General features: G+C 55.6%; 13 protein-coding genes. 4 read left to right on the top strand and 9 right to left on the bottom strand.

Annotated elements, in window-relative coordinates; genetic code table 11:
• Positions 1-18 precede the first annotated feature (18 nt).
• The 4 genes from vanT to K2F33_RS07750 all read right to left on the bottom strand — a co-directional run bounded on the left by vanT (position 19) and on the right by K2F33_RS07750 (position 4,270).
• On the bottom strand, positions 19-1,230 hold the full coding sequence (vanT, locus tag K2F33_RS07765) for a serine racemase VanT catalytic subunit (protein ID WP_263881358.1): 1,212 nt from the start codon (positions 1,228-1,230) through the stop codon (positions 19-21).
• Positions 1,227-2,051 carry a D-alanyl-D-alanine carboxypeptidase family protein gene (locus K2F33_RS07760; RefSeq protein ID WP_244867434.1) on the bottom strand — a complete coding sequence of 275 codons (825 nt, stop codon included), beginning with the start codon at positions 2,049-2,051 and terminating at the stop codon, positions 1,227-1,229. Before K2F33_RS07760 ends, vanT begins: the two co-directional genes overlap by 4 nt.
• Positions 2,048-3,109, bottom strand: a complete 1,062-nt coding sequence (gene vanG, locus K2F33_RS07755) for a D-alanine--D-serine ligase VanG (protein WP_263881357.1) — start codon at positions 3,107-3,109, stop codon at positions 2,048-2,050. The genes K2F33_RS07760 and vanG overlap by 4 nt, the downstream gene beginning before the upstream one ends.
• A gap of 171 nt (positions 3,110-3,280) precedes the next feature.
• Positions 3,281-4,270, bottom strand: a complete 990-nt coding sequence (locus K2F33_RS07750; protein WP_263881356.1) for a zinc-binding dehydrogenase — start codon at positions 4,268-4,270, stop codon at positions 3,281-3,283.
• 132 nt (positions 4,271-4,402) lie between these two features.
• Between K2F33_RS07750 and K2F33_RS07745 the strand changes: the two genes are divergently transcribed.
• Positions 4,403-5,269, top strand: coding sequence for a LysR family transcriptional regulator (locus K2F33_RS07745; RefSeq protein ID WP_263881355.1), 867 nt, complete (start codon positions 4,403-4,405; stop codon positions 5,267-5,269).
• Positions 5,270-5,326: 57 nt separating this feature from the next.
• Here K2F33_RS07745 and K2F33_RS07740 read toward each other — a convergent pair whose 3' ends face one another.
• The 5 genes from K2F33_RS07740 to K2F33_RS07720 form a co-directional block, all read right to left on the bottom strand.
• On the bottom strand, positions 5,327-5,941 hold the full coding sequence (locus tag K2F33_RS07740; RefSeq protein WP_263881354.1) for a DUF2812 domain-containing protein: 615 nt from the start codon (positions 5,939-5,941) through the stop codon (positions 5,327-5,329).
• Positions 5,928-6,266, bottom strand: a complete 339-nt coding sequence (locus tag K2F33_RS07735; protein ID WP_089549353.1) for a PadR family transcriptional regulator — start codon at positions 6,264-6,266, stop codon at positions 5,928-5,930. Before K2F33_RS07735 ends, K2F33_RS07740 begins: the two co-directional genes overlap by 14 nt.
• A gap of 202 nt (positions 6,267-6,468) precedes the next feature.
• Positions 6,469-7,578 carry a hypothetical protein gene (locus K2F33_RS07730; RefSeq protein WP_263881353.1) on the bottom strand — a complete coding sequence of 370 codons (1,110 nt, stop codon included), beginning with the start codon at positions 7,576-7,578 and terminating at the stop codon, positions 6,469-6,471.
• Positions 7,579-7,823: 245 nt separating this feature from the next.
• Entirely contained in the window at positions 7,824-8,552 is a 729-nt protein-coding gene (locus K2F33_RS07725; RefSeq protein ID WP_263881352.1) for an amino acid ABC transporter ATP-binding protein, read from the bottom strand.
• Positions 8,545-9,996 carry an amino acid ABC transporter substrate-binding protein/permease gene (locus K2F33_RS07720; RefSeq protein ID WP_263881351.1) on the bottom strand — a complete coding sequence of 484 codons (1,452 nt, stop codon included), beginning with the start codon at positions 9,994-9,996 and terminating at the stop codon, positions 8,545-8,547. Before K2F33_RS07720 ends, K2F33_RS07725 begins: the two co-directional genes overlap by 8 nt.
• A gap of 377 nt (positions 9,997-10,373) precedes the next feature.
• Between K2F33_RS07720 and K2F33_RS07715 the strand changes: the two genes are divergently transcribed.
• The 3 genes from K2F33_RS07715 to K2F33_RS07705 are packed head-to-tail and all read left to right on the top strand — an operon-like array spanning position 10,374 to position 13,517.
• Positions 10,374-11,039, top strand: a complete 666-nt coding sequence (locus K2F33_RS07715; protein ID WP_263881350.1) for an ArsR/SmtB family transcription factor — start codon at positions 10,374-10,376, stop codon at positions 11,037-11,039.
• A complete protein-coding gene (locus tag K2F33_RS07710; RefSeq protein WP_263881349.1) occupies positions 11,012-12,157 on the top strand; it encodes a cysteine desulfurase family protein in 1,146 nt (381 codons plus the stop codon). Before K2F33_RS07715 ends, K2F33_RS07710 begins: the two co-directional genes overlap by 28 nt.
• 55 nt (positions 12,158-12,212) lie before the next feature.
• On the top strand, positions 12,213-13,517 hold the full coding sequence (locus K2F33_RS07705; protein ID WP_263881348.1) for an MFS transporter: 1,305 nt from the start codon (positions 12,213-12,215) through the stop codon (positions 13,515-13,517).
• Positions 13,518-13,555 lie beyond the last annotated feature (38 nt).

The raw sequence follows: 13,555 nt of genomic DNA, 5'->3' as shown, positions 1-13,555 counted from the left end.
AGCCGCTGTCTCCAGCGGCTATTCAACATATATGCGCTGCACCCGGCTGCCGATCCGGCTCACGATTTCGTTGGTGACCGTATGGCAGCGCGCGGCGATCTCGCCGGCGGTGATCTGCTCATCGCCATCTTGGCCGATCAGCGTGACGGTGTCCCCTAGCATTACGCCGTCGATACCGGTGACGTCGACGGTCAGCTGATCCATGCAGATGCTGCCGATGATGGAGGCCCGCTGCCCGCGGATCAGGACTTGTCCACCCCCGTCCGACAGCATCCTTGGAACACCGTCGGCATAGCCGATGGACACCGTGGCGATCCGGATATCGCGTTCCGGCACGAAGCGGCGGCCGTAGCCGACCGGCTGGCCGGCCTGCACCTCCTTCACCTGCGTCACGGTCGCCTTGAGCGCCAGCACAGGCCGCAATTCGGCTTGGCACCGCACGGCGTCGCCCTCCTGGCTGAGCAGGCCGTACAGCGCGATCCCCGGCCGGGCCCGGTCATAGCGCAGCTCAGGGTAATTCAGCATGCCGTAGCTGCTCTGAAGATGCACAAGGCCTGGATCGATGCCCGCTTCCTTGATTTGCGCGACCACACCATCAAAGTGAGCGATCTGCCGGCGCGTAAATTCGGTCTCCTCCGGTCCAAGTCCGTCCGACATGGACAAATGACTGAATATGCCCGTCACCCGAAGATTGACAAAATCATAGCACCGCAGAATCGACTCCGTATCCTGGTGGGGCACGCCGAGCCGGTTCATGCCGGTATCGATTTTGACATGTACCTCCAGGTCGATACCGAGCGCCTCCAAGGCCTGCCCGTATTCCAAACTTACCATCGTCTGCGTCAGATGGTACCTGGCTAAATCGGCGGCCCTCTCTGGATCGGTGTAGCCAAGGATTAGAATCTCCCCCTGGATGCCTCGTTCCCGCAAAAGGATCCCTTCCCCGATTTCCGCCACAGCGAAGCTATCCATCCCCGAACGGTTCAAATGCCCCGCGATCTCCGTAATACCGTGTCCGTATGCATTAGCTTTAACCACCGCCATCAGGCGGCACCCGGAAGGGAGAAGCCGCTGAAGCTCTGCGGCGTTATGCCGCAAGTGATCCAGGCTGATTTCCGCCCACGCCCGGTGGGATAAGGAAGGCCGGGCCTCTCTCTTTTCGCCTGGAGAAGTAAGCGAGTATCCCCATCTCACAGGAAACGTCTCTGCCCGAAGACGATGCGCCCTCAACCCACCAGCCCCTTCCGCAAATCATGGAAGACGGTGATGATGCAGCCGTCCACATTGTTCCCTGAGCACTCCACCCTCGTTTCGGGGCGGACCTTGATCGTCAGCACCTGCTCTTCTTCATGAACAGGAACATAGTACATCTCCACAAGATGTTCCTTCACCTTTTTGAACAGATGCGGACCATCTAGGGTGAACTGCTTCAAATAGTCCGTGTATTCCTCGAGGCACATCCCATACTGCTCCATGATGATGGCATGCGGCACGCCCACATAGCGAAAATGCCAAGGCTCGCAGGCAATGTGCGTCAGATGCTCTTTGCCCTGCTTGTAACGCTGGATGAAGCCATGCTCCGCTGCCAGCTTCCGGAAAGAGGCATAAACGCCACCCTCCGGAAACGAAGGGCATAAATAGTCGACCCCTGTGTGCTTATCGCCCACATCGGCCGCCAACCCGGTCTGGTGTTCGCTTTCTCCGGGACGAGCCACGTAACTCGCAGTAAAAATCTCCCCGTTCTCCACCAGCGACCGGTCGTAGATGCGCTGCTGCTCCATCGCGGTGCGGTAGCCGCTGACCACTCCGATGCCTCCCCGGCCCCCGCAGGCGTCCAGCAGCGCCTCCAGCTGCTGCAGGCAGCTGCGTTCCAGACGCATCACCCGCTCATGAGTGCTGGCATGAGCGAGTGATTCCACGGGAGCGAGGCTCTTGGAATAAGGCGCCTGGCGGAGCGGATGCTCGCTGTTAATGAGAACCAGGTGACCCCGGTGCACCATGCTCGGCTGGATGTGAATCACGCGGCCTTCCGTGCCTACAACCCCGATCATCGGACCACCTCCATCGCTTCGGCCAGCTGGATCAGCCGGTCCATCAGGTCCGGGTACGGCAGGTGGCTGGCCCGCATCATGTTCGGATAGCGGCTGGCGGCCGTGAAGCCGGGCATCGTGTTCACCTCATTGAATACGATCCGCTCCCCTTCGGTAATGAACATGTCCACCCGGGCCAGGCCGCGGCAGCCGAGCGTCCGGTAGACGCGGCGCGCGGTCTCTTTGACCCGGTTCGCCGTTTCTTCCGAAATCCGCGCAGGCAGATGGATCTTAGACGAAATCAGCTGGTATTTTTCCGTATAGTCAAAAAACTCGCCCTGCAGCTCGATCTCATCGATTTCTCCGATGAACGGTTCCCGATGACCCAGAACCGCGCAGCCCACTTCAAATCCGGCAATGTTCTGCTCGACCACCACCTTGTCGTCATGCTGCAGTGCCTCACGGATGCCGTCCATGAGTGCCAGCATGTCGTACGCCTTCGTAATACCGAAAGAGGAACCGGACTTGGCCGGTTTAACGTAGACGGGATAGCCCAGCGTCTCAGCCGATTTGGCGGCCGCATACAAGTCGTCTCCTGCGAGGACCGTGACCGAACCCGCCACTTCCACTCCGGCCGCTTTGACCAGCTTGCTGGCAACCTCCTTGTCCATACAAAGGGCAGAAGACAGTGTGCCGCAGCCGACAAAAGGAATGCCCGACAGCTCCAGCAGCCCCTGCAGCGTGCCGTCTTCCCCATTTTTGCCGTGAAGAACCGGGAATACGACGTCCACCGGCGTCAGTCGGTATTCCGTCCCGACCAGCTCCACGATTCCGCCCGTTTCCCTGCTTGGCGGCAAAAACGCCGGGATGCACCCCGGATGCTGATGCCAGCGGTCCCTGCGGATTTCCTCGGGATCTCCGTGGTACCTCAGCCAGGCTCCCTCCCGGGTAATGCCGATGAGTACCAGCTCATACTTAGCCTTGTCCAAATGATCTATGACGGAAGCCGCCGATTGCAGCGAGACTTCATATTCCGTTGAGCAGCCGCCAAACAGCACGGCGATCGTTTTTTTCTGCATCTCTTTCTCCCCATTTCCTGTCCGGTGCCCACTCCGCGTGAGCGCCTGAGCGTGAACCTAAGATGCTTTTGATTATAGGGAGAGGATGTTAAGCAAACAGAAATTAATATTAAAGGAAATCTAAAGAAAGATTAAAGAGCCGGTCCCGCTGGCATGAACGGGCATCCATGCTCAACCGATGCAGAGCCCGATGTTGCCAAACTGCTCGCCGGCGGTCATTCTCCGGAACGCAGCCGGCGCTTCGTCCAGCGGATACATCCGGTCGATCAGAGGCCGAATGGCGTGCTCCTCCATGAACCGAAGCATCTCTCCGAACTCCTCTCGGCTTCCCATCGACGTACCGATCCATGACAGCTGCGGAAAAAACAACGCCCTTAGCGGGACCTCCACCGTGTCACCGGAGCTCGCCCCGAAGCTCACGATCCGGCCGTTCGGCTTGATCACCTCCAAGTATTTGGAAAAGGTGGCCGGACCGATGCTGTCGAGGATCACGTCCACCTTCTCCCCTTGCAGCCCCTCGTTCCAGTCTCCATTGCTGGCAAAAGCTCCCCGCACAGCATAACGCCGCGCTTCTTCAAGCTTGGCCTCGCTTCGGGAAGTGACGCTGACGACAGCCCCCGCAGCTTGGGCCATGAGCATGGCGCAGGTTGCAACCCCGCCTCCAATGCCCGGGATGAGCACGTGCTCGCCAGCCTTGATTTGTGCCCTCGTAAACAGCGCCCGGTAGGCCGTGAGCGCGGATAAGGGCAATACTCCCGCCTCCTCCCAGGTCAGGTATGCCGGCTTCCGGAAGGCATTGTCCGCGGGGATGATAACCGTCTCGGCAAACGTCCCGTCCGTAGGCCCGCCCAGGATTTGCGGCACCACCGGTACCTCTTCGGTTCGATCCCAACCGATCGTCGGATGGATGATAACCTCCGTACCGGCGGTCAGAACAACCACTCCATCGCCTACGGCATCGATGACGCCTGCGCCGTCGGAACCCAGGATGAGCGGTGCATCCGCCGCACGGCGTCCCTTCATCAGAAACAGATCACGGTGATTGAGTCCGGCTGTTTTTACAAGGACCCTGATCTCTCCGGGGCCTGGCTGTTTCGTCTCCGCGTCGGTGATCCGCAGTCCGTCCAGACCGCTCCGGCCATGATGAATAGCTGCTCTCAATTGAATCTCTCCCTTTTTTCCGGCCTCTGGGAAGCCGTTTTGGGATTCATTGTATAGGCCGCTTTAGAGCATGTAAAATGATTAGTAGTGAATATGGCGTTCAGTCAAAATGAAGTCAGGAAGGTGAGCCGAATGGAAAGTGGAGATTTGCGTATATTCCGGGCTGTAGCGGAGGAAGGAAGCATTACACGGGCGGCCCAAAGGCTGCAATATGTTCCCTCCAACGTCACCGGCCGGATTCGCCAGCTGGAGGAAGGTTTGCAGACTCCGCTGTTTATCCGGAGCAACCGGGGGATGGAGCTGACCCCGGCTGGCGAGCGCCTGCTTGAATACGCTCGTCAAATTCTGAACTTGCTCGATGAAGCGGAGAAATCCGTGCAGGCGGAGGATGCCCCGCGGGGGCCGCTGCGGATCGGGGCGATTGAATCGGCCGCGGCAGCTCATCTGCCGGGACGTCTGGCCGCTTACTACGCCCGCTACCCTCATGTCAGCCTGTCCCTCGCCACGGGCAATTCCCGCGTGCTCATGCAGCAGGTGCTGGACCGCGAGCTGGACGGCGCTTTTGTGTACGGCCCTGTCCCGCATTCCCAGCTGGAGCAGATTCCTTCCTACGATGAAGAGCTCGTGCTGCTCTCCGAGGCCGGAGCGGCCAGCCTGCAGGAACAGCTGCAGAAGCCGATGCTCATTTTATCGACAGGCTGCACCCACCGCTCCAGAGTGGAGCGCCTGCTGGCCGAAGCCGGAGTTCAGCATCCGCAAATCATGGAGTTCGGTTCGCTTGAAGCCGTGCTTGGGGGTGTGGCTTCAGGCCTCGGCGTAGCGCTTCTCCCAAGGTCCAACACAGTTCAGATCCCCAACGAGAAGAACATTGAAGCCTTGACCCTGCCGGAGTCCTACCGCGAGGTCGTGGTCTATTTTATCTATCGCCGGGATGTACCGCTGAGCAGCGCGCTTCGCGCTTTTCTGGAGCCGGAGAAATACGCCGGGCCGTCTGCCTGAAAAAAAAGGGACGATGGCTGCAAGTGCAGCATCCTCCCTATTGGCTCCCATTCGGCATTACTGCTGCTGGGACTTGTCGTATTCCTTTTTGGCTTTGTAAGCGAAAACCGAGTAGACGATAATCATAACCGGAATGACCATCCAGACAATCCCGCGGAACAGCGCAAACGGCGTCTCGAACAGGAACGCCTGCCAAAATCTTGGGCCGCTCATTTCCCACAATCCCGGCGTGTAATACAGCGATTGGGGCTTCAGGATGACGGATGCATCAATGGCATCGGTCGAAATCAGCGCCGCGAAAATCGGGATAAAGCAGCAGCACAGCGTCATCCACATGTCGGAAATCCGCTTATACCGGGCCGCCTTGGAGTCGGCATCGGAGAAGATATCTTCGTTCCCCTGGTCACCGTTCTGCTTAAAATATTGAGCCCCCGACCCCTTCGTGCCGGCGACATGCGTCCAGCCGCTGTCCTCGAACAGGGCAACATAATCCTCAAAGTCCCGCTGATTCTTGAACGTGCGGAAGTCGATCCGGTAGTTGGCTTCCTCCGGTACGCTTCGCTCGAATTGATAGCCGAAGGACTTCCGGACAAGCGTATAGCCCTGCCGGGCCATGTCGTTCAGCCACTGTTCTTCCTGGTCCAAGTTCGTGAAAAATTTATATTTTTTCATGCAGCAACTCCTCCTTGCCCCACTGCATATTGGTTACTTCGATCATATGGCGCATCCGGTCGTAATCCTGTCTCAGCATTTCCCGTCCCAGCTCGGTGATGACATACACCTTTCTACGGCTGTCCTCGCTCGCGGTCGGCTGGATGAATTTCTGCTTCAGCAGATTGTCCACCGCCCCGTACAGCGTGCCGGCCGCCATCCGGACCTGCCCCGCGCTGAGCTCCTCCACCTTCTGCATAATCAGGTAACCATGCGCCGGCTCCAGCAGCGCCAACAAAATATAATATACCGTTTCGGTCAGCGGTAAATGTTTATCTCTGCTCAATGAAGTGCCTCCCTTTTGCTCAGTCACACTTTATATCGTCCAACTGTATACTTACACTATATACAGTGTAACTGTATATTGCAATAGCAAAAAGACCAAAACCCGGAAGAATCGGGCTTGGCCTTCTTTTTTAAATAATCCAAGTTCTACTTCCAAACCCAAGCCTTCCTGTCGCTCCAAACCAAACGAAGGTGAGGCTTCGTTATTTTACTATCCACCGCACCACTCTAAAAATCACAAACAAAACAGCACTGATGCCCACTAAAAGCAGTCCCTCTACCACGAGGGAGTCAAGCAGCCCGGCGGGCGCATTTCCAATAAGCGCAGCGATGCCCGCACCGGCGAACTGCGCTGCAATCACCAATACCGAATCCAGCAGTGAACGGTACCACCGGACACGTTGGCGCCAGTATGCGCCGGTCAGCACCAACAGCAGGACATTTACCAGCGTAACGGCCGTCGACGCGGAATTGTCCGCGAATGCACCGTCTAAAATGGGCCAGGAAGGCATCCACGCTGCGGCCAAAATCAAGTTAATTGCGGCGACGCCTAGAAAAACAGGCCGGAACAATCGCTTATCCCTTCGTTTTTCTTCTGCTTCCATTCTGGCCTTCATGTCCGGGCTGATCCACGCGGGAATATCTCTCCGCTCACGGCTTCCGATATGCAGCGGGTTGGCACCCGGCTCATACTCGGCCTTCGGCAGCTCGGCATACGCGGTTTGGTAGTTCTCCGCCCTAACAAACTTCACGTTCGCCTCTGTCCCGTACACCGGAATCCCGTGCTTTCGGAACTCCGTTACCCAGGCCTCCAATTCATTGGGATTCTCTAATCCGAAAACGGAATATTGGATATAGCCCTCTCCATCAACCCATTTCATGACGATGTTGGCACCGATCACATAAAACCCGATGCTGCCTTCCCCCTTGGGCTGGTACCTTGTCGTCCTGCCGATCAGCACCTCCTGCATTTGAGTGAACGGCACCAGATGCTCTGACTCTTCGCCGGTCTTGATTTGCTTAACGTATGTATAATAGCCTTCCTCCCGGAGTTCGTACCGGAGCAGCACCTTTTGCGGCATCCGGACGATTCTGAAGATCAGCCACAGCATACCCGTCAAGAATAGTCCAATCACTGTGATAAAGCTGCCTACCACCCAATCTCCCTTGATCAGCCAAAAAACACCGTACCCCATAAATCCAAGAACGAGGGCTCCCATCAATCCAACGAGTCCCCAGTTCAACGCTTTAGCCGTCCGGGACGGCTGGTTGGAATATTTCAGTTGGCCTTCCTCACGAAGCTCTACCATCATCGTCCTCCTGTACGTAAGTGGATTTTCCTGGAATATTTCTACGCTCTAACTGGAGAAAATGTTTCATCGCAACGCTGTACCTTTCGGTTTCGTTTTCAGCGGTTACAGCCAACATATGTGCAGGGACGAATGCAAAAAGCCCGGCCAAGCAGCTAACGCTGCCCGTCCGGGCTTTCATTCAAACCGCTGTGATCACCGAATAACGGTTCATCACGTACGCGGCTTCACTCAAGCTTATAGCGTGCTTACAGTACCTTCTCCAGGAAGCTGATCGTACGCTCGTTTTTCGGCCGGCCGAACACTTCCTCCGGCGGTCCTTCCTCCACGATGTAGCCGCCGTCCATGAAGATGACCCGGTCCGCCACCTCGCGGGCGAAGCCCATCTCGTGCGTGACGATCATCATCGTCATGCCTTCGCGGGCCAGATCCTTCATGACGCCGAGCACCTCGCCGACCATCTCGGGGTCGAGCGCCGACGTCGGCTCGTCGAACAGCATGACATCGGGATTCATCGCGAGCGCGCGGGCGATCGCCACCCGCTGCTTCTGCCCGCCTGACAGCTGGCTCGGAAACGCGTCCGCCTTGTCAGCGAGTCCGACCTGCTCCAGGAGGCGCATCGCCGTTTCGCGCGCCTGCTTCGCGTTCATTTTGCCCAGCTCCATCGGAGCGAACATGATGTTCTTGAGGACGCTGAAATGCGGAAATAGGTTAAAATGCTGGAACACCATGCCAATATTTTCACGCGCTTTGTTGATGTCCGTCTTTGAATCGTTCAGATCCTGGTCATCAACGATGACACGGCCTGCAGTGATGTCCTCAAGCCGATTGATGCAGCGCAGAAACGTACTTTTCCCCGATCCGGAAGGACCGATCACGCACACGACCTCGCCTTCCTTGACCTGCATATCGATTCCCTTCAGCACCTGATTGGCGCCGAAGCTTTTCTTTAATCCTTCAACCCTGATTTTACCCACGGCGCAATCTCCCTTCCAAGAAGCCTGAAAGTTTCGTTAAGATCGTGATCACAATTAAATACATGATGGCTACAGCCAGCCAAATATCAAATGACGAGAACGTTCTTGCGATAATAATTTTGCCGGACTGCGTCAGCTCGACCAAACCGATCGCCGACAGAATCGACGTATCTTTCAGCGTAATGACCAGCTGGTTGATGAACGCCGGAATCATGACGCGGATTGCCTGCGGGATGATGATCTTCATCATCGCCTTGCGGTACGGCAGACCGAGCGAACGGGCCGCTTCCATTTGGCCGCGGTCGATTGACTGAATACCGCCCCGGATGATTTCCGTTACATAAGCGCCGGCATTCAGGGTCAGCGTCAGAATGGCCGCCAGGAACAGCGGCATCGTAAAGCCGAAGGCCTGCGGAATACCAAAGTAAATAAAGAAAGCTAGGACGATCAGCGGAATGCCGCGGAAGACATCGACGAATACCGTTGCCAAACCGCGAAGGAACTTATTGCGACTCACCTTCATAAAGCCGAAGATCAACCCCAGGATAAAGGCGAAGAACAGCGATACGATTGTGTACAGCAGCGTCTTGCCCAGACCGGTTAGCAGCGGCGGCAGCGAATCCTTAATCAGTCCCCAGCGGCTTTGATTTGCCGGTCCGGACGCATTTTCACCCAGATATTTCTCGAGAATCTGGTCATACTCCCCGCTGGCTTTGAGATTGGTCAGGCCGGTATTGAACTTTTGCATCAGCTCTTGGTTCTTGCCTTTGCTGACCGCAAAGCCGTAGGAGCCGCCTGCTTCCTTCTCGGTTACGATCTTGAGTCCGTTGTTCTGGTTCACGCCATAAGCCAGCACGGGATAATCGTCAAAGCAGGCCACGGAGTTTCCAGTTTTGACATCGTCGTACATTTGCGAGGAATCATCAAACGGGACGATGGTAAATCCGTATTTCGAGGCGATGGATTCGGCGAAGCTGTAGCCTTCTGTACCTGTCTTTACGGCTACCTTTTTCCCCTTTAAATCCTCATAGCTCTTGATCGTATCATTGCTCTTGCTAATGGCCATCACCACACCGGATTCGAAATAGGACTCGGAAAAATCGAATTTCTGCTTCCGTTCGTCGGTAATGCTCATCCCTGCGATGACGCCGTCCACCTGGTTCGACTCCAGCGCCTGGACGGCTGCGTTAAAGCCCAGCGGCTTGATCTCATACTTAAAATTCTGATCCTTGGCGATGGCCTCCATCAGATCCATGTCGATCCCTACAAACTTGCCGCTGACGTCCTGAAATTCAAACGGAGCAAACGTAATGTCGGTACCGATGACATAGGTTTTGCCGGAATCCGGCGCAGCTGCGGCGCTACCCGTCCAACCGGACCATCCTGTCACCACGAGGAGCAGCAGCGCTAATGAAAATAATGATGCTTTAAAAGATGATTTCATGTGTCCTCCCCTTCTCGGTCAACGCCGAATGTTGTCCCCTTCATACTTTTTCTTTTTTTGGCAGCAGGTATTCTCCCACCTGGTATCCTATTTTACCAAAAAACCAATCATTCCTAAAAATACATTTTCAACCATTTACTTTAGTTCAATCTAACCATTAACCAAGAAATTTACTACTAAGACTAACACAGTCCGCAGATAAAGGAAGCAAGTTAGCTATCATTCATTACCCATTCAAGACAAGTTTGCCTAACCATCATTAGAACTTTCGTAAAAATAATAGTCAAGCATGGGCTCATTATGATCTTGACGGTCAAAGATAACCGCGACTATAATTCAATCAATTCATTGAATATTATAGCAAGGTGGGAATAGATATGGACCACGATTTTCCCGTTCGTGCTTTCAAAGACGACTTGTACCGGCAGTTTGCCCGAATCGGGAAATGCTTGTCCAGCGATAAACGGCTCGAACTCATGCATTTGTTATCCCAAGGACCTAAGTCTGTTGAAAAACTGGCCGAGGCCACAGAAATGAGCGTAGCCAACGTATCGCGGCATCTCCAAATTTTACTGGATGCCAACCTGGTGAAGAATAGCAAGCGGGGGACGTATGTCATCTACTGCTTGGCTGGTCCCCATATTGAGGGCTTTTTGAATGCTCTATGGCGAATGAGCGAAACGCAGCTGGCCGACATCACCCGGGTGAAAAACGACTTTCTGAGTCAGTGCGAGGATGTACAAACTCTGTCCTTAAATGAAGTATTGCGCAAAATGGACGAAGGCAGCATGATTTTACTGGATGTACGCCCGGCCGATGAATTTGAGGCAGGACACATTCCCGGGGCGATCTCTGTTCCGATGGAGAAGCTTCATCAATATCTGCAAAGTCTGCCCAAGGAAACTCCAATTGCTGCATATTGCCGCGGACCTTACTGCGTTGCAGCGGCCGAGGCGGTTGAGAAATTGCAGCGTGAGGGCTTTACAGCATTCCGGGTGGAGGAAGGAGTTTACGAATGGCGGGAATTTCAAGCACAGAGGTAACGAAACGCATTTATCTGGACTATAACGCCAGCACCCCGTTAGATCCGGAAGTGCTCCAGGAAATGCTGCCGTTTTTTGAGCAGCACTATGGCAATCCTTCTTCGTCGCATTGGGCGGCAGCTTCACTCAAAGAAACGATCGAGCACGTCAGAAGCCGGATCGCCGCAGCGATCGGGGCAAAATCCAGTGAGGTGATTTTTACCAGCGGAGGAACCGAGGCCAACAATCACGCTTTAAAAGGGGTTTACTTTGCCTCCAACCAGCCCCGCAGACATATCATCACTACAACCATTGAGCATCCGGCGATTCTCAATCCCTGTGCCTTCCTCGAAACGCTGGGCGCTGAAGTGACCTACGTTCCCGTTGATCACTGGGGCCGGGTGTCACCAGCAGATATCGAGCGTGCCATCCGCGAGGATACCATCCTCATTTCGGTCATGCATGCCAACAGCGAGGTCGGAACGATTCAGCCCATTGAAGAGGTGGCCAGTATCGCCAAACGCTACGGTATCCTGATGCATACGGATGCTGCACAGTCTTTTGGTAAGATCCCGGTGAACGTCGATGCCTTGGGCGTCGATTTGTTATCTATCGCCGGTCATAAGCTGTACGCGCCCAAGGGTATCGGCGCACTGTATGTGCGTGAAGGCACGACACTCGCCCCGTTTGTGCATGGGGCAGGCCATGAATCCGGCCGGAGGGCAGGAACCGAAAATGTGCCATATATCGTCGGATTGGGCAAAGCCGCAGCACTGGCAGCGCAGAAGGTCGGTTCCCGTAAAATCCGAAACCTCCGGGAGGCATTGAAGGAAGGGCTCAAGGAAGCCTTTGGAGACCAGGTCCGGTTTAATGGCGATCCCGGCAACCATCTGCCCAACACGCTCAACGTAAGCTTCCTTGGGCTGAGCGGGCAGGAGATTTTGGGTCGTTTTCCGGAAATCGCCGCTTCCACCGGATCCGCCTGCCACTCCGGAAGCACAACCCTTTCACCGGTGCTGGGGGCGATGGGCCTTAGCGATTACGAAGGGCTGGGAGCGATCCGGTTCAGCTTGGGCCGGTACACCACCAAAGAAGAAGTGGAGACCGTCATTTCTTTATTCCAGGACCGTCTGCAGTGAGGGGAACAGCAAATCTTTTACGAATCGGTTCGTCTAATATAGGGAGGAACAATAGATGTCAGAGACCACGGTTGTAGAAAGGGTGAATCCCCTCCCTGCACCTCTAAGGCAGTACGTTGAATCGCCTGAGAGGCAGCGGCAGCTCCATAAAAGGACGATGTTGATCGTCATCATTTCGCAAATTTTCGGCGGGGCCGGTTTTGCTGCAGGGGTTACGGTAGGAGCGCTGCTTGCCCAAGACATGCTTGGATCCGACAGCTATGCCGGGGTCCCTTCCGCCTTAATCACGTTAGGATCAGCAGCGTCAGCCCTGATCGTCGGCCGTCTGTCCCAGCGGTTAGGGCGCCGGACGGGACTGGCAGCGGGCTTCCTGGCGGGTGGGCTTGGTGCGCTAGGCGTCGTTCTGGCAGCCCTCATAAGCAATCTGGCACTTCTCTTTATTTCTCTGCTGGTGTACGGCGCCGGTACGGCCACAAACTTACAGGCTCGATATGCCGGAACGGATTTAGCCTTGCCAACGCAGCGGGCTAAAGCGATCAGCGCCGCTATGGTCTTCACCACATTCGGTGCAGTGGCCGGACCGAATCTGGTCAATATCACGGGACGGTTTGCCACTTCCATAGGCTTCCCAGCGCTTTCGGGTCCATTCATGCTGGCTGCTGCAGCATTTATTATAGCCGGCGTCGTCCTCCTCATCTTCCTTCGGCCAGACCCGCTGATCGTGGCCAAAGCCATGGCGGAGGCACAACGGGCAGATGAAAGCCTGAATGGCACGCAGAACACCGGTATAAAGGACGCAGCCATTAATAAAACGGGAATCATGATCGGTGCGACGGTGATGGTGCTGACCCAAATCGTGATGGTAGCCATTATGACCATGACACCGGTCCACATGAAGCATCACGGACACGGGCTGGGCGAGGTCGGCCTCGTCATCGGCATCCATGTCGCTGCGATGTTTCTGCCTTCGTTGATTACCGGCGTTCTAGTCGATAAGTACGGACACACTCTGATGTCCTATGCTTCCGGAATCACCTTGCTTGCGGCAGGCTTGTTGGCTGGGCTCGCGCCCGGAGAATCGATGGTATTTCTTGTTCTTGCGCTTGCCCTCCTTGGGCTGGGCTGGAACTTTGGCCTGATTAGCGGAACGGCAGCCATTGTCGACGCGACGCCTCCCCATACTCGGGCGAAGACCCAAGGCACGGTGGATGTGCTCATTGCCTTAGCCGGGGCTTCGGGAGGAGCGTTATCCGGCATGGTTGTGGCCCAATCCAGCTACTCCGCACTTTCTTTAGCCGGAGGATTCCTGTCCCTGCTTCTAATTCCGGTTATTGTCTGGTCGCGAAAAAAGAAAGCCTGATGCGATCTTCAACCGATACTCCCTCGTGGCTTTAATTA

The organism is Paenibacillus sp. PSB04 (assembly GCF_025809195.1).
Classification (GTDB): Bacteria; Bacillota; Bacilli; order Paenibacillales; family Paenibacillaceae; genus Paenibacillus_AQ; species Paenibacillus_AQ favisporus.
This window is presented reverse-complemented; position numbering and strand designations above follow the sequence as displayed.